The organism is Microbulbifer sp. ABF4_148 (assembly GCF_056158985.1).
Map to the genome: position 1 here is coordinate 1,080,659 of NZ_JBSWUI010000001.1, position 20,296 is coordinate 1,100,954.

Consider the following 20,296-nt stretch of genomic DNA (forward strand, 5'->3'; position numbering starts at 1 on the left):
GCGTCAACCCCGGCGGAGATCGGGGTGACCACTTACAGTAAAACGACGTGAAACTATTAGAATCTAAGGGATACATTCATGGCTTTAATCAGCATGCGCCAGATGCTGGACCACGCGGCCGAGCACGGCTACGGGGTTCCGGCTTTCAATGTGAATAACCTCGAGCAGATGCGCGCCATCATGGAAGCGGCGCGTCAGACGGACTCCCCGGTAATCGTGCAGGCCTCTGCCGGTGCGCGGAAATATGCCGGTGCGCCGTTCCTGCGTCACCTGATCCTCGCGGCGATTGAGGAGTTCCCGGAAATCCCGGTGGTAATGCACCAGGACCACGGCACCAGCCCGGCGGTTTGCCAGCGCTCCATCCAGCTGGGTTTCAGCTCCGTGATGATGGATGGTTCCCTCGAGGAAGACGGCAAGACCCCGGCCTCCTATGAGTACAACGTAGACGTCACCAGACGCACCGTTGAAATGGCGCATGCCTGTGGCGTCTCCGTTGAAGGTGAGCTGGGCTGCCTGGGCTCCCTCGAAACCGGTATGGCCGGCGAGGAAGACGGCGTAGGTGCAGAGGGCAAGCTGTCTCACGACCAGCTGCTGACTGACCCGGAAGAAGCGGCAGATTTCGTTGCCAAAACCAAGGTCGACGCACTGGCAATCGCCTGTGGTACCAGCCACGGCGCGTACAAATTCACGCGTCCGCCGACTGGCGATATTCTGGCGATCGATCGCATCAAGGAGATTCACGAGCGTATCCCCAACACCCATCTGGTGATGCACGGTTCCTCTTCCGTGCCGCAGGAATGGCTCGCGGTGATCAACGAGTTTGGTGGTGAAATCCCGGAAACCTACGGGGTACCGGTAGAGCAGATCTGCGAAGGCATCAAGCACGGTGTGCGCAAGGTCAATATCGACACCGACCTGCGTCTGGCCTCTACCGGCGCGACGCGTCGTTTCCTGGCCCAGAACCCGTCCGAATTCGACCCGCGTAAATTTTACGCGGTGGCGACCAAGGCGATGACCGAGATCTGTATCGCGCGTTACGAGGCCTTCGGTGCGGCTGGCAATGCCAGCAAGATCAGGCCGCTGAGCCTGGATGCCATGGTTGCACGCTATGACTCCGGGGAGCTGGCGCCCAAGATCAACTGATCGGGCAACGCTGTAAAAAAAGGGCACCTGCGGGTGCCCTTTTTGTTGGGGGCTGGCGGTATTCGATCTGGCGGGGGATCATGGCGCTGATCACGCAACAGATCCCGCGCGCAGAAAAGCTCCCAATCGCCCAAAATGCAGTACCATAGGGTCATGGATCTACTGCAAGAATTTTCCGCTGTTGCGCCCCACAGCCCTGTGCTGCGCCGGCCAGACTTTTCCGCGTTACGCCGTGAGCTACCCGAGCTCGACTTTGATGCGCGTGCGCCGCTGCCGCAGGCGCTGCAGGAATACCGCCAGTATTACCATTTGCAGTTTCCCCAGGCGCAGAGCACCGGCGTGGGTACCTTTGCCGCGGCCGGATTCGAGCTGGTTGCCCAGTACTGGCTGGTGGAAAAGCCGCGCGGCACCCTGTTTATCTGCCATGGGTATTTCGATCACACCGGTATCTATGGTGCCGCGATCCGCTTTGGCCTGGAGCGCCACTTGAATGTGGTCATTTTCGATTTTCCCGGGCATGGGCTGTCCAGTGGCGAGCAGGTGGCCATCGACACCTTCCTGCAATACCGGGAAGTGATGGAGGCCCTGTTGCGCAGGGCGCGCGGGAAATTACCGGAACCCTGGCATGCCCTCGGGCAGAGCACTGGCGGTGCCGCGCTGTTGGCACATATGCAGTACAGTCGCTGGCAACCCTTCGACAAGGTCTTTTTGCTGGCGCCATTGGTGCGGCCGGCTGGCTGGAATTATCGCAAATACCAGTTTTATCTGGCGCAATTCCTGCGTCTCGCGCCCAACCGGGCCTTCAATATCAACACCCACGACGTGGAGTTCTCGCGTCGCCAGGCCCATCGCGACCCGCTGCAGTCGCCTGTCATTTCCATGCGCTGGCTGGGCGCCATGGTGGACTGGCTGAAAACCTTCCCGCGCACCGCGCGCAACGACAAGGAAATCCTGGTGATTCAGGGAACCGGAGATCAGACCGTGTCGTGGCGCTACAACATGCGCGCGATCCGCTCGCGCTTCCCCAACAGTAAACGGGTGATCATCCGCGGGGCCCGTCACCAGATGATCAACGAGACCCAGCCCTATCGCCACCAGATCCTCACCGCCTTAGATGATTGGCTGAATCGCTAGGGGCTGCCAGCGCTTGCCCGGGGCAGGTGAGTATCAGTAGAGGCGGGTTTTCTCGTCGTTGATGACGATGTCGTGCATCTCTGCCACGGTGAGGTCCAGTTTGCCCGCATCCACCATGGTTTCGGCCAGGCTGGGCAGTCCATCCAATTCCGCCCAATGCGGTGCATCCCAGAGCTTCGAGCGGATCATGCACTTGGAGCAGTGAAAGAAGGCCTCCTCCACACGGATCACAAACGCGAAGTCCGGCGCCCGCTCGTTCACTGCCATGGACTGGCGCAGGTCCTCGTCGCGCACGATTTGTGCGGTACCACTCACGCGGAGCGTTTCGGTTTTGCCCGGGACCAGAAAGATAATGCCCACTTTGGGGTTTTGCAGGATATTTTCGATGGTGTCGGCCCGGCGATTGCCAAGGCGGTCGGGGATGGCGAGATAGTGCTCATTGAGGACCCGGACAAATCCCGCCGGATCGCCTTTGGGGGATACGTCGGCATTGCCTGCTGCATCAGCGGATGCGAGCAGCAGGAAAGGGGAGGAGGCGATGAACTTGAAGCAGTGTTTATCCAGATGGTCCAGTGTCTTTCGCGTCACCTTCTCACTGGGTTCCCCCATGATCGCGCGAAACGCTTCCCTGGTCTGTCACAACATCTTTGAATGGAGTCACTGCAGTCCCTCCGGGTAGCCCTGTTTTGGATTGACCGGGCATACGCACCGGACGCATTACCTGAGCCTGAATGACCCCTGCACCAGAGTCAAGCGCCCGCTGTGGCGGGCGCAGCCAGGCGCTGCTTGCGCCGCTGCATGACGGCATCAATCGAGTAGAGCGTCAGGCCCAGCCAGACGAAGCCGAAGGTGACCAGCTTGGCCTGGTTGAACGGCTCGTGGAAGATAAACGTCGCCACCAGCAGCATCAGCGTCGGACCAATGTATTGCAGGAATCCGACCGTCGACAGATTCAACCGGCGGGCCGCAATGGTAAACAGCAGCAGCGGCACCAATGTCAGGGGGCCGGCGAAGAGCAGCAGGGCATTCAGGGACAGGCTGTTGTTCATCAGGTCACTGGTGGGGCTGGTGCTCCAGATCAGGTAGCCCACCGCGAAGGGGAACATCAGCAGGGTTTCCACGCCCAGGCCGGTCAGGCTGTCGATCGGGGCACGCTTGCGCACCAGCCCATAGAAGCCAAAGGTCAGGGCCAGGGCCAGGGCGACCACGGGCAATTTGCCGAACTGCCACAGCTCATACGCGATTCCAATGGAGGCGGCAGCGACGGCCAGCCACTGCAGCGGGCGGAAGCGTTCGCCCAGGAAGATCAGTCCGAGCAGGACGTTGAGCAGCGGGTTGATGTAATAGCCGAGACTCGCGTCGAGCAGCTGGTCGTTGGCAATCGCCCAGATAAAGATCAGCCAGTTGGCGGCGACCAGTACCGTCGACAGGGCCAGAATCGCCATGTGTTTTTTGTTTTTCAGGGTGGCCCAGATACCCGATAGCTTGCCGAGGGCAATCATGATGATCAGCGCCAGCACCAGTGACCAGATACTGCGGTGCGCGAGGATTTCCAGTGGGGCAATACCGTCCAGGGCTTTGAAATACAGTGGAGCCAGTCCCCAGATCAGGAACGCGGTAATGGCAGCCAGCAGGCCGGTAGCAGCGGAATCTTTTTGCGGCACGAGTGAACCTTGGCGCGAGGCCGGTTAGTGGCCCGAGACTGGCCGTGAACAATGGCTACAGGAGTCGGGCGCAGGGAGAAAAACCGCGGGCCGCATGAAGCGGCCCGGCGCGGCGGATTCTAACGCTGTACTGTTCGCTGTGCCAGCCGCACGCGACAGTTTGCAGAAATGGCGAGTGGGCCAGTAGAGACCGGCCCCGCAGGCGCTGTTGTGATTTAAAACAGCACGCGGCAGCGCAGGGTGCCGGGGATGTTTTTCAGCTGTTCCAGGGCCAGGTCGGAGTACTCCGCATTCACGTCCACGACCACATAACCGACCGACTCATTGGTCTGCAGGAACTGGGAGGAAATGTTGATGGCGTTTTCCGAGAAGACCTGGTTGATCGCACTGAGTACCCCGGGCACATTCTTGTGGATGTGCAGCAGGCGGTGGGCGCCGGCGTGGCCGGGCAGGGCAACCTCGGGGAAATTCACCGAGCTGGTGGTGGTGCCGTTGTCGGAATAGAGCGCGAGCTTCTCCGCGACTTCCACGCCGATATTGGCCTGGGCTTCCATGGTGGAACCACCAATGTGTGGGGTCAGCAGCGCGTTGTCGATACCGCGCAGTGGTGACAGGAATTCATCGTCGTTACCGCGGGGCTCAACCGGGAATACATCGATGGCAGCGCCGGCCAGGTGGCCGCTCTTCAGGGCTTCGGCCAGGGATTCAATTTCCACTACCGTGCCACGGGATGCATTCAGCAGGATTGCGCCGGGCTTCATCTTGGCGATCTGCTCCGCGCCCATCATCATCTTGGTGGAGGGCAGTTCGGGGACGTGCAGGGAGACCACATCAGATTGTGCCAGCAGGTCGTCCATGCTGGTCACCTGAGTGGCATTGCCCAGAGGCAGCTTGGTGACCACGTCAAAGAAGATCACGCGCATACCAATGGCCTCGGCCATCACGGACAGCTGTGAGCCGATGGCGCCGTAGCCGATGATACCCAGCGTTTTGCCGCGCGCTTCATAAGAGCCAACCGCGGATTTAAGCCAGCCACCGCGGTGGCACACGGCATTCTTCTCCGGGATGCCACGCAGCATCAGGATGGTTTCAGCGATGATCAGTTCCGCCACACTACGGGTGTTGGAGTAAGGGGCGTTGAACACCGCGATGCCGAATTCAGTGGCGGCATCCAGGTCGACCTGGTTGGTGCCAATGCAGAAGCAGCCGATGGCAACCAGCTTGTTGGCCTGTTCCAGCACCTTGCGGGTCAGCTGGGTGCGGGAGCGGATGCCGACAAAGTGGGCATCTGCGATTTTTTCAATCAGCTGGTCTTCCGGCAGGGCCGTTTTCAGGTATTCCACATTGGTGTAGCCGCGCGAAGCGAGCAGTTCGACGGCGGACTGGTGTACGCCTTCCAGCAGCAGAATACGGATTTTGTCTTTTTGCAAAGAGATTTGCGGAGCCATAAATACTCTCTCGACGATGGCAACGGGATACAATTGGGAAGACCGGGATCCGGCGAGGGCGCGATCATAACACATGCGGCCTGAAAAGCTTTATACGCAATATTCATCCTACTAGAGCCAAAATGTATCAACATCGATTTACCTGCGGCAGCACATGCGACCTACCCCAGGGCAAAATTGTCTGTGTGGGGCGTAACTACGCGGAACATGCCGCCGAACTGGATAATCCGGTGCCGCGAGAGCCACTGCTGTTTATCAAGCCCGCCACCGCGGCGGTGGATCTGGCCGAGCCTGTGCACCTGCCCGTTGGCCGCGGCGCGTGTCACTTCGAGGGAGAGTTGGCCCTGCTGATCGGGCAGCCCCTGTGTGATGCCAATGTCGCAGAGGTACCGGCGGCGATCGCCGGCTTGGGCCTGGCGCTGGACCTGACGTTGCGTGACCTGCAGGCCGAATTGAAAGCGGCGGGGCACCCCTGGGAAAAAGCCAAGGGTTTTGATGGTGCCTGTCCCCTGTCACCCTTTTTACAGCTCGACTGGTTGCCGGACTGGGACAACCTCAGTTACTCGCTGTGGCTGAATGATGCGTTGCGCCAGCGCGGCAAGACCAAGCACATGATCACGCCGATCCTGGACCTGGTGGCCTATATCAGTGGTTATTTCAGCCTGCTGCCGGGGGATGTCGTGCTGACCGGTACCCCCGCCGGTGTCGGTCCCCTGCACAGCGGTGACCGGCTGGCGCTGCAACTGGAAGAGGACTGGCTGCGGGTGGAGACCGAAGTGCAGTAACCCTGCAAGGGGCATCGCCGCTCTGCATGGTCTGGCGCGAGGGACGTGAGGGGCGCGAGGCGTGCAGACGGGGCGCAGACTAACATTGTCCGCGTGCGCCGCCCGCACTATGATGCCGCCGACAGGCCTACCGGCCCACACAATAACTCCGGCAGTGCCCATAAGGCCCTGCCTGTCCGGCAAGCATTCAGCACCAACAGGGAACCGTGATGACCGATCTCAACCCCGTCACTACCGTCCGCATCCTTACCACCGGTGGCACCATCGAAAAGAGCTACTGTGAGGAGGAAGGCACCCTCAAGAACCGCGCCTCCATTATTCGCGAGGGGCTGATCTCCAGTCTGCGCCTGCCCTATACCCACCTGGAGCTGGAGAGTGTGCTGAATAAGGACTCGCTGGAAATGGACGACAGCGACCGCGCCCTGATTGCCGAAGCGATCGAGCGCACTGCCGCCAGTGGCGACCCCATCGTGATCCTGCACGGCACCGATACCATGTCAGTGACCGCTGACTTCTGTTTCGAAAAACTCGGTACGCCGCCGGTGGCGGTGGTGTTTACCGGCGCGATGAAACCCATGGGGTTTATTGATTCGGATGCCCGGCAGAATGTGACCGAGGCGCTCCTGGCCGCGCGTGTGATGTCACCGGGGTTCTACATCGCGTTCCACAACCGGGTCTTCCCGATCCCGGGCGCGCAGAAAAACCGGGAGACCGGGACTTTCGAGGCGGTCGCCCGGCTGGATTGAGCGCGTGAGCGGGTACTTACACCGGCGCCTGCGCACATGACCTGGTCCCGCTGGAATGGTGACTCTGCGCCAAAATCCGGAGCCGGTACTACCATTGGCAACATTGCGGGCGATGGCCCTTTGATTTGTGATCACATTTTCGGTATAAACCGAATAATGATTCAACTTTATTGAGGTGTGCCATGTCGGACACGAACAAGATCCCACAAACACAACAAGAATGGCTGGAGCTTGCAGACAGCCTCGAGATCGAGGGTCGCGCCTTTATTAACGGTGAGTATGTCGATGCCCTCTCCGGCGCTACGCGCGCCACCTATAGCCCTGCGGATGGCCGCGAACTGGCGCAGATCGCCAGCTGTGGACCGGAAGATGCGGAGCTGGCGGTCAAGATCGCGCGCGAGACCTTTGAGTCCGGTGTGTGGTCCGATATGCCACCAATGGAGCGCAAGAAAATCCTGGTGCGCTTTGCCGAGCTGATCGAAGCGCATCGTGTGGAAATTGCCCTGCTGGAGAGCCTCGATGCGGGCAAGCCGATCAGCGACACCATGAATGTGGATGTCCCCAGCGCAGTGACCACCATTCGCTGGAATGGTGAGGCCACCGACAAGGTCTACGACGAGGTTGCCCCTACCGGTCCGTCCGAACTCGGTCTGGTGACCCGTATGCCCCTCGGGGTGGTGGCGGCCATCGTGCCGTGGAACTTCCCGCTGTCGACCACCGCCTGGAAACTGGGCCCGGCACTGGCTACCGGCAACAGTGTGATCCTGAAACCCGCCTCCAATACACCGCTGACCGCGATCAAACTGGCGGGGCTGGCAAAAGCCGCGGGCCTGCCCGATGGCGTTCTCAATGTATTGCCGGGGCCGGGCAGCAGTCTGGGCAAGTCGCTGGGCCTGCATATGGATATCGATTGCCTGACTTTTACCGGTTCCACCGAAGTGGGCAAAACCCTGACCGAGTACTCCGGCCAGTCCAACCTGAAGCGGACATTCCTGGAGCTGGGCGGCAAGAGCCCGAATATCGTGTTTGCCGATGCGGACCTGAATAAGGCGGCAGAAGCAGCGGCCCTGGCCATCTTCTACAACCAGGGGGAGACCTGCACGGCAGGTTCACGTCTGCTCGTGGAAAAATCCATCGCCGACGAGTTTATTGCCAAGGTCAAAAAAGCCAGCGAGCGCTTTATGCCCGGCCATCCGCAGGACCCGAATACGGTGATGGGCGCGTTGATTGATCGCGGCCAGTTCGACACGGTCGAGCACTACGTGGCCAAGGGGCTGGAGGAAGGTGCGCAATTGGTGTGTGGTGGCAAGCCGGCACAGGTGGCAGATGGCGGCCTCTACTATGAGCCGACGATTCTCCGTGGCGTAACCACAGAGATGACCGTTGCCCAGGAAGAGATTTTCGGCCCGGTGCTGGTGGTGATTGAATTTGAAGGCGAAGAGGAAGCGGTGCGGATTGGCAACGACTCCATCTACGGCCTGGCCGCGGGTATCTGGACCAATAACCTGGGCCGCGCCCACCGCGTGGCCCGCGATATCCGTTCCGGCTCCGTGTGGGTGAACAATTACTTTGGGGGTGACATCACCGTGCCCTTTGGCGGCTTCAAGCAGTCCGGCAATGGCCGCGACAAGTCACTGCACGCCCTCGACAAGTACTGCGAACTGAAATCCACCTGGATCGACATTTCCTGATGTGATCAGCTCGTCGATTCTGGAAAGGCCGCTTGTGCGGCCTTTTTTTATGGCTGTCGGCAGTTGGAACGCAGGAATGCGAAGGTGGCAGTTACGTGTGGGGCATTGACGCAGGGCGAAAGCCAGTTTGAAACTTTTCCCCGAGAGTGAGAGGCTGGGAAACCCTCAGCGAATGACCTGGCGATGCAGATGCAAGGCAAACTGGTGTTCACCCATGAAAATCGCCTGCTGGTTGAGCTGGCGAAAAGCCGCCTGGAGCTGGCGGGTATCCCCGTGCGGTTGCGCAATGAATTTGCCCAGGGCGCCACCGGTGAGATTGCCCCTCACCAGGCCTGGCTCGAACTTTGGGTGGAGAAGGCGAGCGATTTTGACAGGGCGGAGCGTCTGCTCGAGGAGGAGCTCGCGGGTGTGGACTGGCCGTGCCCCCAGTGCGGCGAAGCCAATGGACAGGCCTTCGATTTTTGCTGGCACTGCGGCACTCCCCGTCCGGGGAATATTCCGCCCGCGGCCTAGCTTTGGGGCCGGCGAGGGCTCACTTCGGCGGTGGTTCAGCAAAGATTCAGCCTGATTTGCTAGAGTCACTTCATTCCGTCAGTCACCCCTTGGAGATCAGCGATGCGCGACGCAGTGCTGCGACTATTTGGCTTGCCACTCTGGATCGCCGTGGGACTGGCCGTTGTCGGCCTGAGTTTGCTCGGCGCGGTGGATCGGTTCAAGGCATATGATCGCACGGTCACCGCCAAAGGCCTGGCAGAACGTGAAGTGGTTGCCGACGTCGTTATCTGGCCGATCCAGTTTACCGTTGCCGGCAATGACCTGCCGCAATTGTACCGCGATATTGCCTCCCGCAGTGCGCGGATCGAAAAGTTTCTTGGCGATCAGGGGATCCCTGATACGGCAATCACCGTGTCGCCACCCGCTGTCACCGACAAGTTGGCACAGCAATATGGTGGCAACCAGCGGGCGGAATTCCGTTATACCGCGTTGCAGACAGTAACCGTGTATTCCGAGGCGGTGGATACCGTCAGACAGGCAATGTCTGGACTCGCGCAACTGGGGCGGGAGGGAATCGCCTTTAGTGCCGGCAATTATCAGGGACAGACGGAATACCTGTTTACCGGTCTCAACGCTATCAAACCGGAAATGGTGGAACAGGCGACATTACAGGCGCGACAGGTCGCACAGAAATTCGCCGAGGACTCCGATAGTGTGTTGGGCAAGATCAAGCGTGCTTCGCAGGGGCAGTTCAGTATCCGCGATCGGGACAAGAACAATCCCCATGTCAAAAAGGTGCGCGTGGTTTCCACGATCGAGTACTACCTGTCTGATTAAGGATCGCAGCATGATCAAGCAATCACTCGTCGTCGCCACGGCGGTGGCCCTCGCGATTGGCACCGCCACAGTGTCCGCCAAGCCCAAGGATGATGTACCTCCGGGCCTGCAGAAAAAGATGGCACGCGGTGGAGAACTGCCCCCCGGGGTGGCAAAAGAAGCTACAGCCCGGCGCTATTCTCGAGGCAGATATCTACCGCCACGGCGTGATCGTCAAGCCAGTGGACAAGCATGGCCTGGTGACCATTAGCATCGAAGGTGAGCTGGTGCGTCTGATGCACCACTCCCGCGAAATAGTCGAAATTCTCAGGTGAGTTGGGAGCGGATGCGAATATAGGTCGCCCGTTCCCCTTCAAAGTCCTCTCTCCCTTTTATACTCCCTGATAGCTTGTAGCCAGATCGTCTCTGGCCCGCGACCAAAAGATGCATTGACTGGTCGCGGCTTTTTCCCTGTTGCTTTCAGGAGACCCCAATGAGCAGTCAACGGCACGGCCTGGCAATCGGGTTGGAGCGTATCGACGGTGATTTCTTTTTGACCCTGCGCGCGAGTGGCAAGTTACGACATGAGGATTACGAGATCCTGGTGCCGATGCTGGAATCTGCCATTGCCGGCGTCGATCATCCGCAGATAGATGTGTTTTTTGACGCCAGGCACATGGAGGGCTGGGAACCGCGGGCTGCGTGGGATGACTTCAAGCTCGGCGTAAAGCACGGACGCCAGTTTCGACGGATTGCCATTGTGGGTAACCGTCGATGGCAGGAGTTTGCCGCAAAGGCGGGCAGCTGGTTTATTGGTGGCGAAGCCCATTTCTTCGAGGAAGAGGATGCTGCCATGGTTTGGCTGGGACAGGCGCCGTAGAATACCGGCACGAAAAAATAATCAACAAGGACTCTTCGCATGTTCGAATGGATTGCGAGCCCCGAAGCCTGGGTGGCGCTGGCGACACTGGCGGCACTCGAGATTGTGCTCGGTATCGATAATATTATCTTCATCTCCATCCTCGTCGGTCGTTTGCCTGCACACCAGCGCGAACCGGCGCGTTTTATCGGCTTGGCGCTCGCCATGATTTCCCGGCTGGTCCTGTTGTTTTCCATTGTCTGGATCATGGGACTGGTCGAGCCCTGGTTCACTCTGTTCGGGCAGGAAATTTCGGGCAGAGATGTGATACTGGTTGGCGGCGGCCTGTTCCTGTTGGCGAAAGCGACCCATGAAATTCACAACAGTTTGGAGGGGCCAGAAGAGAGCGGCAGCAATGTTGTGGCAGCCAGCTTTGGGATGGTACTGGTGCAGATCGCGATACTCGATATTGTGTTTTCTCTTGACTCGGTGATTACCGCTGTAGGCCTGGTTGACCAGATTTCCATTATGGCCATTGCCATCATTCTGGCGGTGATCGTTATGTTGATCGCAGCCAAGCCCATCGGGGATTTTGTTGATCGCCACCCTACCGTAAAAATGCTGGCGTTGTCGTTTCTGATTATGGTGGGCTTTACCCTGATACTCGAAGGCTTCGAGGTACATGTGCCCAAAGGCTATATTTACTTTGCGATGGCATTCTCAATGGCAGTGGAAATGCTCAACTTGCGCTTGCGCACGAAAAAGGCCGAACCAGTGCATTTGCACAAGGCCCTGGTGGACGATACCAAGCGGGCCAGCTGACGGTTGGCGCTGAAAATAAAAAGGCGATCCACAAGGATCGCCTTTTTTATGGATGTGATGTTGTTGAACTACTGGCAGAGGCTGCGAATGCTATGCGACTCTACCGCTGCGTCCATCCAGGTATAGGCGTCGTCGTCAGCAAAGTAGTAGTACACACTATTATTAGGCAAGATCAATACCGAGATGCCACCATAACCTGACATGAATGGCAGCCATACGTCATTGCTGCAGCCGCTTAAGTTACTGCTGATTTCATGGGCCCAGAAGCCATTATTGTATTTATAGTCTGCCAGTGGGTCGAGGCCTCGATCACCTGTGTCGCGTTGAAGTGCCGCATCCAGCTCGGCGCTGTCGAGTACAGACTGGCTATTGCCGGCACCGGCATTGGCAAAGAAGCTGCCAATCTTGGCGACATCATCGCGCAGCCACATCAGGCCCCAGCCTGCAAACGGTTGTTGCGCTGAGTCGTAAGTGCGGCGGGTGAAGGCAGCCGTGGGGCTGACGCCGAGTGGTGCGAGCACTTCACCGAGAACGATGTCAGTGAAGATGTCGGTATTGCTGCCTTCGATTCCCTTCACATAATTGTTCATCGCCCGACCAAGGATATAGGTATCCGACGTGTGGTAGACCCAGTTGGTGCCAGGAGTAGCTTTGCGTGGATACTCAGTGCAGCTATAGCTGATTTTTGACGCATGGTCTTCGGGCAGGAACAGATCATTGGTATGACTTGCCCCTTCATCGCTCATGTAGCCGGTGAGCTTGTAGTTACCGGTGCCCATGTCCAGCACGTTGTTGAAGCTGACATCATCCCAGTTGCCGTTGGCATTACAGTCCGGCACATAGTTGCTGATTATCTGGTTGAAGCTACCGCTGTATTTCTGTTCCAGGCGCATCAGCGCACTGCCAGCAAAAACAGACTTGGCAGCCGAATAAGAGGGTACCGCCAACACTTCACAGAACGGATAAGTTCCCTGGCGTGTGGCGCAGCCACCGGTATAGTGCGTTCCATCGATGACGAAGCCCACCAGAGACAGGGCCGCCGGGTCCTTGCCAGACGGCGCTGCAAACTTCTGTGGATCCGTACCGGGGTAATCAGTCGCCAGGTCTGCCAGCGGTTTGACCGGCATACGGCCACTGACCTCGGCCTGATAGTCCGCGGTCAGGCCAGCGGAATTGGTTACGCTGTCTGGCGTATAGCTGGCATCCAGTTGTCCCCACATATCCACCTGGAAATACAGGCAAGTCTCGCCGGCAATCTGGTAGGCCACGTCCGACACCGAGCCGTCATCCTTGAACAGGAAGGTCATGACGCCGTTGTGGATACAGTTGGCGTTCTTCTGCTGCAGGGCAAATGGCAGGGCTACACGGCTGTAGCCATTATCTCCATTTTCGTCCCAAACACGTCCGGGTGACAGTACATACTCCCATTCGGGATGGTTGCTGGTGATGGAGCCGCGCTGGACCGGAAAAATATGACTGCCGGTCTGCACCAGTTCGAAATCGAATTCCGGCAGGTGCTTGCGCGTGGTGTCACGACTGCCTGTGTAGCGGAAGGTATCCTTCTGCTCATCAAAGGCACCACCGCTGGCCTCCCCGAACAGTTCCAGGCTGCCCTCGAAATTATTCGTCGGCATCGCCGCTTGGGCAGGTAACGCATAGTGGGTGTAATTCACCAGACTGCCAGGATCACTGCCGTTTTGCAGCGTATTGGCAGTCAGCGCAGTGCGGGAGACATTGCCGCTACCGCTGAGCGGATCGAAGTTTGTCACGGTGCCACCACCGCCACTGGTACTGGCTGAGCCGGTTAAATTGATCTGTGTGCTGGGCGTATCCGGGTCGTTGGAGGTCACGGTCACGGACGAACTAAAGTTACCATCGACAGTGGGCGAAAACTCAATGGTGAGCTGACAGCTATTCCCGGCACTCACCGTACTGCAGGTATTAGCCAACAGGCTAAACGGTGCGCTGGGGCTGCTGACACTGCTGATTTGCAGGTCCGCGCTACCGGTATTACTGATTACCGCATTGAGCGTATTACTTGCCCCGGTTGTCAGGTTACTGAAGGAAAGCGACGCTGGTGCGTCGATATCCGGCTCGGTCTGGGCGCCGGCGGTGCCACTGACGGTTACGGATTTGCCATAGCAATAGTCTCCGGTGGTGCCGCCGTTACTACGAAAGCGCACCTGCACCTGCGGATTGTTGTCGATACCCGCAGGTGATCCACTTGCGCTGAAGTTTGTGCCGTTGTCCTGCCCGTTGGAAATGGTCAGCGTTGTTGACCAACTGCTACCCCCATCGGTAGAAATCTCTGCGAAACAGTTTTCGCCGTTCTCCAGTGAGCTCGCGGACATCACGAAACTGGCACTTACCGCAGAATAGCCCGCAGTCGAGACGGCCTTGGATGCCGTTGATGTGGCACGTAGCCGGATAGATTCGTTGTTATACGCGGTGACGTTTCCACTATTGCTCCAGTCACTGACATCTCCATCGGAAAAGTCGTCGGAGAAAATGGTCGCGGCGTGCAGCTGGGAGCTCAGCAACAGCCCGGCTCCCAAAGTGAGTAAGACGGGCAAGCGATAGCGCGTTGCGTGGTAGGGCCTGTTCATGAGGGTGGTATCCTGGAGTTATTTTCGCGTGATTTTTTATAACGAAGCCTGCGATCAAGCTTTGCCGGTCTGGTGGGGATCACCGGTAACGAAGCCGCCAAAAGGGATCGCGAAAACGATCTAGCCCATAAACCTTGCGCCGAAGCGAGAAATCGGTATAGCACCAGCCAGTGCGCCGGCATTGGTCCAGATTCAATGGTAGGTGGAAAATGGCGTCTAAATAGTGCCAGAACGTTTGAGGGAGTGGTGCCAGAATGGAATGAATCATCGACAAATGTAGATTGCGATTCTCTTTTTCAGCAAGGAGAATTCGTGCAGAAGTCGCGGAGGACAGTGAGGCATGCGGGCAACTAAACAGGCGAGAAGCCGGGCAACTTCCGAACGCATACTGCAATCGGCCATTGAACTGTTATCCAATGAGCCGTTTGAGCAGATTAGCGTGGAGGATATTGTCATCTCCGCCAACTGCTCGGTTGGTGCTTTTTACAAGCGATTCTCCAGCAAGATGGCGCTCCTGCCCGCAATTCTGGAGTTGCTTAAGGAGCAGGAAGCGCAGGGTCTGAATGAGTTTATGAGAGCGTTTTCATCAGTAGAATTTGATCTGGCAAGTCGGATAGAACAGTTGATCAACTTGCTAAGATTGTCTTACCGAGAGCATAAACAGCTTGTGAGAAATATCTTTGACTATTTGTCTGAGAAAGACAGGAAAGCTTATCAACAGGATTTCTCACTGATCTTGCAGGAAAAGCTGGCCAGTTGGCTGATGGGAGAGCGTGAGTCAGAGGGTAGCAATGCGCTGCGGCGTCGCAGTGCGATTTGTATCTTCAACCTCTGCCTGTCGATGCAGGGCTTCTATCTGTATGAGGCAACAGTTTTGGATTGTGACGAAGAGCAGTTTATTGAAGAGCAACGCCGGTTAATCCATTGCGCACTTACATGATTTCGAGGGGTTTATGCATTTTTTGGAAATGAGCCTGTTGGCTTTTTTGTTAGTCGTATTGCCTGTCTATGAGGCTGTATTCGGCGCCCGGGAAAGGGAGCTCCTTAAGAAAAATCCTGCCAAGAAGGTTGCCAATTACCAGTTCACGATGCTCACTCTATGGTGTCCCGCTGTCCTGGCGCTTGCGCTCTACTATGGCGGAATGTTGTCTGTGCCCGATATAGGATTGAGTTTGAAAGTTGACTGGCCCAATGCGGCATTTTTGGTTCTTTTGCTCGCTTATATCGGCTATTGCTGTTTCGACCTTCGGAGAGTGTCTGCGGATTCCGAATACCGGGAAAAGTTAGCTGTTCATATGCAGGAGTTGGGCTGGTTGCTGCCGCGAACACAGAGAGAGACACGATGGTTTTGTGTCGGTGTGTCTATGACTGCGGGAGTAACAGAGGAAATTCTGTTTCGCGGTTATCTGATGAACCTCTTTTCGCAGTGGCTGGGTTTTGCAGCGGGCATATGTTTATCGATCGCTGCTTTCGGCCTTATGCACTGGTATCAGGGTGTCCTGGGTATTTTGCGGACCAGCATAGTCGGTGCTCTGTTGACGCTTGTCTATCTCCTGACAGATAGCCTGCTGTTACCGATACTATTCCATGTTTGGGTCGATATGTATGCCGGGCTGGTCAGTTATCGGTTGATGAAAAGTAGCGGAAAGAGTCCGACAGGCGGCTCCAGTGCACTTGCATAAGGAGTGGTTTTTATCCGGGGTCGCTTAAAGGACGCTACGTCTCACTGTGGTAAATTTTCATGCCCCGGCTCTGATAGTTTGTCAGTGCGCCGGGATGATCCAGAGTGCAGGTGTGAACCCATACCCGCCGGGTCTGGCCCCAGGAAAAGGCAGATTGCAGAGCATGGGAAAGCAGGTAGCCACCAAAGCCCTTTCCAATAAATTTGGGTGCCAGACCAAAGTAGGCAATCTGTACATTACCGTCGGCCTGTTGTTCGAGCTCGTAATAGCCGGCAATACTGCCGCGGTAATACGCCGCCCAGGTGCGCAGGGTGTCGGCTTCTGCGTAGGCTTGCCATTCGCTGTCGGGCAGCGTTAGCTTATCGGCCCACTGCCATTGCTCGCCGACGAGCTGGTACAGGTAGCGATTAAAGCGGAACTCCTTTTCCTCTGCCTCAATGACCTCTAGCCCGGCCGGTTGGGGCTTTGCATGAATCGCGTCCGCCGCGGTCAATTCGAGATAGTAGGTAGTGACGGGCTCTGGTGTGGACAACGGGGTCTCTCCCAATGTGGCTGACGGTTTTAATAATATGGTATTGCGCTTATCCCCTGCTCAGGTGGCAATGGAGGATTCTGCCTGAAGGGAGGCCCACTGGTCCCGGTGCAGCGCAAAGCAGCCATACAGTTCACTCTGGCCTGCGAGGGACTTCTCTTCTGTATGCACCAGCTCGGCACCAATTTTTGCGATGGCTTTGCGCGAGCGGGTATTGGTCATGGCGATATGGAACCAGACTCGCCCGACGCTCTGAAAAGCGTGTGCAAGCATCAATCGCTTGATCCGCGCATTGAATTCACCACCCCACAGATCCCGGGCGAGGAAGGTGTATCCGATCGCCACCTCTCCAGCGTCACGGGAAAAATCATAATAGCGTGATGAGCCGATAACCCGGCCGGAGGCCACTTCAATAAATTTGATGACACCGGGAGTCGCCAGTGCAGCAGAAAACCAGTGCTCGAACTCTGCATGCTCATAGCGGTTTTTGCAGGGGTGGTCGGCCCAGAGGAGCGGGTCGGCAGCAACGGCATACAGATCGTGGAAATCTTCCGGTGCCAGTCGCTCAAGGCGCACGACACCATCGCTGAGATCAGGCGTATAGTCAAAAGACATGGATATGTTCTGGGGTGTGGGTACCTGGAGCCCAGAACATATCACAAATGGGGCGCGCGACAAGTCCCGTTAGTGGTGGGCGCTGGCGTCTGCTGCGAACAGGAACAGAAGCGGGATCGCCAGGCGGGATTGCCAGGACGTCTCGTCATGGGCGTGACCCTCAAACGCACGGGTTGCCCAGTCGGCATCGGTATAGCCCTTTTCCCGCATAATCGCATCGACCTTTTTCTGGTGGGCGGGATAATGCGCGTCCAGGGTCTTATCACCATGGTCGAAGTAGAAACGATGTGTCCCGGGCTTGGGCAGGTTCGCCCGCAGATAGGCACGGATGCTCTCGGCAACCGGTAGGGCATCTCCGGGCTTGATCCCGGGCCAATGGGTAGAGATTGCCGCAGTGGATCCGAATACCTTCGGATGCTCGAGTACCGCGTACAGGGAGATCAGGCCGCCCATACTGGAGCCCGCGATGTGCGTGTGTTCGCGGCCATCGTGAACCGTAAAGTTTGCATCGACATAGGGTTTCAGCTCTTCGACGATAAATTTGAGGTAGTTATCGGCTGTGAGTTTGGCGTCGTTGAAAGGGTGCGCCTGGGCTCGTGCATCGGCGGGCATCATCGCGCGGGCTTTCTGCGGGAAATACTCGGCATGGCGGATCTCGCTGATATTCTCAATCGCCACCACGATAAAGGGCCGCGCATCGCCATCGCCGATCAGTTTGGCTGCAACCTCGTCGACACCCCATTCCTGGCCGTTCCAGGTCGTCTTATCGTCAAACAGCATTTGCCCATCATGCATATACAGGACTTCATAGGGGCCGCCATCGGGGTATCCATCTGGTAGCCAGACATGCACCGGGCGTGGCTTGATATATTTTGAACCGAGGTCGGGCAAGGTCACCAGTTTACCGGCAGAGACCTGCATTGCCTGGGTGAGGGGCGCGAGTAGCAGCGACATTAAAAGCACGAACGTTCTCGAAAGCATGGTCATATCCAGAGCTGGTGTGTCTTACTGGAATCCTATCGTACGGCAATTCTGGTGGGGATCCCCCTGCCGAGGGGGTGAGTTGCGCACTGCGCTCAACGGGAAATTTCCCGGGCTGACCCGAAAGTCGCTGGTGAAGGGTAGATAGGACGCGAAAAATGGCAGAAGGACTCTCGGCCAGCGCCGCTATTTCGGTCAAAAAAAGGGACGAACCGTTAGGCCCGTCCCTTTTGGCGGTCTGGCTAATGGCTAGCCAGCGCGACTTCCAATGGACTTACTGGAAGATAAAGCCGACGTTGCCGATGCCGACCTGAGTCGCAATTGCAGTCTCATAGTAGCCAGTCTGCATGGTGGTGTGCTTGTTCTGGATACCAATCTGCATGGTGTAGGAGTTGTGGCCAAAACCATCCTGCAGGGTATCCGCTTTGTTGCCGATACCGTACTGGAAGGTGACCTGGCTCAGGCCAACACCATACTGGCCAACCGTGGCCCTGTTGCCAACGCCGTCTTGCATCACCAGCGAGTCGTTGAACCAGCCTGCCTGGGTGACCCATGCCTTGTTGTAGACACCGTCCTGATAAATCTCGGATTCCAGACCGATACCGTACTGATCGGACCATGCGCGGTTAGAGAAACCATCCTGATCGATCAAGCTGTACGAGCCAACACTAAAGCCCTGGAAAACATGGCCTTTGTTCGCCTTGCCGTCCTGTACGACCTTACCGTAGTTATATTCACCCCAGGTTTGGGTCACGCCACCGTAGTTGCCAATACCGTACTGTTCGACTTTGGCATGGTTGCTGATGGTATCCATCTGGAAGGTGTACGCCTTGTTACCCAGGCCCACTTGATAAGTCGTTGCGGTATTGCCATAGCCACCGTTTTGGGTGGAATCGGTTTTGTTGCCGAAGCCCAGCTGGACCTGATGGATCGTGCTGCCGTAGAGCGCGCCTTCTTGCACGGCGGTTGCCTTGTTGCCAACGCCAATCTGGAGCTGAAGGATGTTATTGCCATCCGTCAGGGGGTCAGACTGGTCTGCAGTCGCATGGTTGGCAACACCAACCTGCTTTGCACCGCGGTGTTGTTGGCTGCGAAGGCAGCGCCACTGAAGGCAACCAGAGTAGCGACTGTGATCGAAGAAAACGTCTTCATGAAATAACTCCTTTACTTCCGACGTTTGGGCCTGCGAATTCAGAATGAAATCTGCAAGGCATTTTGATGTGCGCACGCAATAGAGCACGAGAACTGCAATTACATAACAACATGCCAGGCGGAGGAATCCGGTATTTGCAGTACGACTTATCCCTGTCAAAAACAAGATTCAGCGCCAGCAGGCACGCTGCGTTGGCGTGGAGTAGCAGGATAGGAGCCATCGGAGAGGGAACACTCTATGCCATCAGCGATGCAATACCTGCCACTTCCGCCAAAATCTGATCGTAAAACATTCATGGTGAGCATAAATCGATCAGATGCGTCTCATTATTGGTTCGATATCGAACCTCCGCCATAGGAAGGAAGTGTTAGCAGCGGTGCACGAGAGAGTCGTGAATATCGCGATGGCGCCCAAAAATTTTAAATACAGGATTTTTCTGCCTCGGGGACGGTTAAAAGAGGTCCTTGGCGATAAAAGGCTGAATTGGTTCGCAAAATTTTGGCGCAATAATATTTGAGTTATTACCGAAATATTTTGTTTGGCAAGTTTTTGGAAAACGCTATGAGAGTTTTTTCCAGTTTTCAATTTTTCGAAATCATAGCGACGAAAATTTTAGAGAGAAAATTACGAGTTTCCATTTTTCTATCTGAGTTTTCTTTGCTGTATTCAGAAATAATTTTTCAAGTGTTCTCTTGATAGGCTGAATAACGTCGCTGTTTTTATGTAAGAGATATTTCTCAATTTTTTTCAGTGTTTTCTCACGAAATTCCCATTTTCAGAAGAGATTAATTCTGGGTTGTTGTGTTTTGTTAGTCAGCTCCTATGTTTTTATTAGTCGGCCCAAATTTTCTTTTCCTTTTCGGGAAAGGAAAAATTCTCTACATGGGAATTTTTCCATTTGAAAGAAGAGCGTGGCGCGGCGGTTTGAGTAACTTGATGTTGAGAAGTTAGAGGGAGCTGGCTATGCCGAGCTGTAAAGGTAAATCAGAGAGAGCGGTGGATTCGCTAGAAGCGTCTCCTCCAGACGCTTTCAAACGACGCCCGAGCCTGTTGCGACGGAGTATTCGAACTTTTATGCAAAGAGGTGGTGCTTGGGGGTTATCCCTATCGATAGCCGCAGGTCC

At 56.6% G+C, this 20,296-nt stretch carries 20 protein-coding genes; 12 read left to right on the forward strand and 8 right to left on the reverse strand.

Annotation, left to right across the window (positions count from 1 at the left end; translation table 11 throughout):
- Positions 1-78 precede the first annotated feature (78 nt).
- Both fba and ACXAD0_RS04735 read left to right on the forward strand, forming a co-directional pair.
- Entirely contained in the window at positions 79-1,143 is a 1,065-nt protein-coding gene (gene fba, locus ACXAD0_RS04730; protein ID WP_475087205.1) for a class II fructose-bisphosphate aldolase, read from the forward strand.
- A gap of 153 nt (positions 1,144-1,296) precedes the next feature.
- Positions 1,297-2,277 (forward strand): alpha/beta hydrolase, encoded by a 981-nt coding sequence (locus ACXAD0_RS04735; protein ID WP_475087206.1) that lies wholly within the window; start codon positions 1,297-1,299, stop codon positions 2,275-2,277.
- A 33-nt stretch (positions 2,278-2,310) separates the two neighbouring features.
- On the opposite strand, the gene ACXAD0_RS04740 is transcribed toward ACXAD0_RS04735, so the two are convergent.
- The 3 genes from ACXAD0_RS04740 to serA form a co-directional block, all read right to left on the reverse strand.
- Entirely contained in the window at positions 2,311-2,889 is a 579-nt protein-coding gene (locus tag ACXAD0_RS04740) for an MSMEG_1061 family FMN-dependent PPOX-type flavoprotein (protein ID WP_475090310.1), read from the reverse strand.
- Between the two features lie 137 nt (positions 2,890-3,026).
- Positions 3,027-3,941: an EamA family transporter RarD gene (gene rarD / locus ACXAD0_RS04745; RefSeq protein WP_475087207.1), complete on the reverse strand. Its 915-nt coding sequence runs from the start codon at positions 3,939-3,941 to the stop codon at positions 3,027-3,029.
- Positions 3,942-4,156: 215 nt separating this feature from the next.
- Complete coding sequence (gene serA, locus ACXAD0_RS04750) at positions 4,157-5,389, reverse strand: phosphoglycerate dehydrogenase (RefSeq protein ID WP_475087208.1); 1,233 nt, start codon at positions 5,387-5,389, stop codon at positions 4,157-4,159.
- A gap of 122 nt (positions 5,390-5,511) precedes the next feature.
- On the opposite strand from serA, the gene ACXAD0_RS04755 reads away from it, so the two are divergent.
- The 8 genes from ACXAD0_RS04755 to ACXAD0_RS04790 all read left to right on the forward strand — a co-directional run bounded on the left by ACXAD0_RS04755 (position 5,512) and on the right by ACXAD0_RS04790 (position 11,603).
- Positions 5,512-6,174 carry a fumarylacetoacetate hydrolase family protein gene (locus tag ACXAD0_RS04755; protein WP_475087209.1) on the forward strand — a complete coding sequence of 221 codons (663 nt, stop codon included), beginning with the start codon at positions 5,512-5,514 and terminating at the stop codon, positions 6,172-6,174.
- A gap of 209 nt (positions 6,175-6,383) precedes the next feature.
- On the forward strand, positions 6,384-6,920 hold the full coding sequence (locus tag ACXAD0_RS04760; RefSeq protein ID WP_475087210.1) for an asparaginase: 537 nt from the start codon (positions 6,384-6,386) through the stop codon (positions 6,918-6,920).
- Between the two features lie 182 nt (positions 6,921-7,102).
- Entirely contained in the window at positions 7,103-8,611 is a 1,509-nt protein-coding gene (locus ACXAD0_RS04765; protein WP_475087211.1) for an aldehyde dehydrogenase, read from the forward strand.
- A 189-nt stretch (positions 8,612-8,800) separates the two neighbouring features.
- Positions 8,801-9,124: a putative signal transducing protein gene (locus tag ACXAD0_RS04770; RefSeq protein WP_475087212.1), complete on the forward strand. Its 324-nt coding sequence runs from the start codon at positions 8,801-8,803 to the stop codon at positions 9,122-9,124.
- 102 nt (positions 9,125-9,226) lie between these two features.
- A complete protein-coding gene (locus tag ACXAD0_RS04775) occupies positions 9,227-9,943 on the forward strand; it encodes an SIMPL domain-containing protein (RefSeq protein WP_475087213.1) in 717 nt (238 codons plus the stop codon).
- Between the two features lie 128 nt (positions 9,944-10,071).
- A complete protein-coding gene (locus tag ACXAD0_RS04780; RefSeq protein WP_475087214.1) occupies positions 10,072-10,257 on the forward strand; it encodes a hypothetical protein in 186 nt (61 codons plus the stop codon).
- A gap of 158 nt (positions 10,258-10,415) precedes the next feature.
- A complete protein-coding gene (locus ACXAD0_RS04785) occupies positions 10,416-10,802 on the forward strand; it encodes a SpoIIAA family protein (protein ID WP_475087215.1) in 387 nt (128 codons plus the stop codon).
- A gap of 39 nt (positions 10,803-10,841) precedes the next feature.
- On the forward strand, positions 10,842-11,603 hold the full coding sequence (locus tag ACXAD0_RS04790; RefSeq protein WP_475087216.1) for a TerC family protein: 762 nt from the start codon (positions 10,842-10,844) through the stop codon (positions 11,601-11,603).
- A 68-nt stretch (positions 11,604-11,671) separates the two neighbouring features.
- On the opposite strand, the gene ACXAD0_RS04795 is transcribed toward ACXAD0_RS04790, so the two are convergent.
- Positions 11,672-14,209, reverse strand: a complete 2,538-nt coding sequence (locus tag ACXAD0_RS04795) for a choice-of-anchor D domain-containing protein (RefSeq protein WP_475087217.1) — start codon at positions 14,207-14,209, stop codon at positions 11,672-11,674.
- Positions 14,210-14,549: 340 nt separating this feature from the next.
- Between ACXAD0_RS04795 and ACXAD0_RS04800 the strand changes: the two genes are divergently transcribed.
- Positions 14,550-15,149, forward strand: a complete 600-nt coding sequence (locus ACXAD0_RS04800; protein WP_475087218.1) for a TetR/AcrR family transcriptional regulator — start codon at positions 14,550-14,552, stop codon at positions 15,147-15,149.
- A 13-nt stretch (positions 15,150-15,162) separates the two neighbouring features.
- On the forward strand, positions 15,163-15,891 hold the full coding sequence (locus tag ACXAD0_RS04805; RefSeq protein WP_475087219.1) for a CPBP family intramembrane glutamic endopeptidase: 729 nt from the start codon (positions 15,163-15,165) through the stop codon (positions 15,889-15,891).
- Between the two features lie 34 nt (positions 15,892-15,925).
- On the opposite strand, the gene ACXAD0_RS04810 is transcribed toward ACXAD0_RS04805, so the two are convergent.
- From ACXAD0_RS04810 to ACXAD0_RS04825, 4 genes are all read right to left on the reverse strand, one after another.
- Positions 15,926-16,423: a GNAT family N-acetyltransferase gene (locus ACXAD0_RS04810; protein ID WP_475087220.1), complete on the reverse strand. Its 498-nt coding sequence runs from the start codon at positions 16,421-16,423 to the stop codon at positions 15,926-15,928.
- Positions 16,424-16,483: 60 nt separating this feature from the next.
- Positions 16,484-17,038 carry a GNAT family N-acetyltransferase gene (locus ACXAD0_RS04815; RefSeq protein ID WP_475087221.1) on the reverse strand — a complete coding sequence of 185 codons (555 nt, stop codon included), beginning with the start codon at positions 17,036-17,038 and terminating at the stop codon, positions 16,484-16,486.
- 69 nt (positions 17,039-17,107) lie between these two features.
- The gene (locus ACXAD0_RS04820) at positions 17,108-18,019 is read right to left on the reverse strand and encodes an alpha/beta hydrolase (RefSeq protein WP_475087222.1); all 912 of its coding nucleotides are present in this window, start codon (positions 18,017-18,019) and stop codon (positions 17,108-17,110) included.
- Between the two features lie 274 nt (positions 18,020-18,293).
- Positions 18,294-19,247 (reverse strand): hypothetical protein, encoded by a 954-nt coding sequence (locus ACXAD0_RS04825; protein WP_475087223.1) that lies wholly within the window; start codon positions 19,245-19,247, stop codon positions 18,294-18,296.
- Positions 19,248-20,296 lie beyond the last annotated feature (1,049 nt).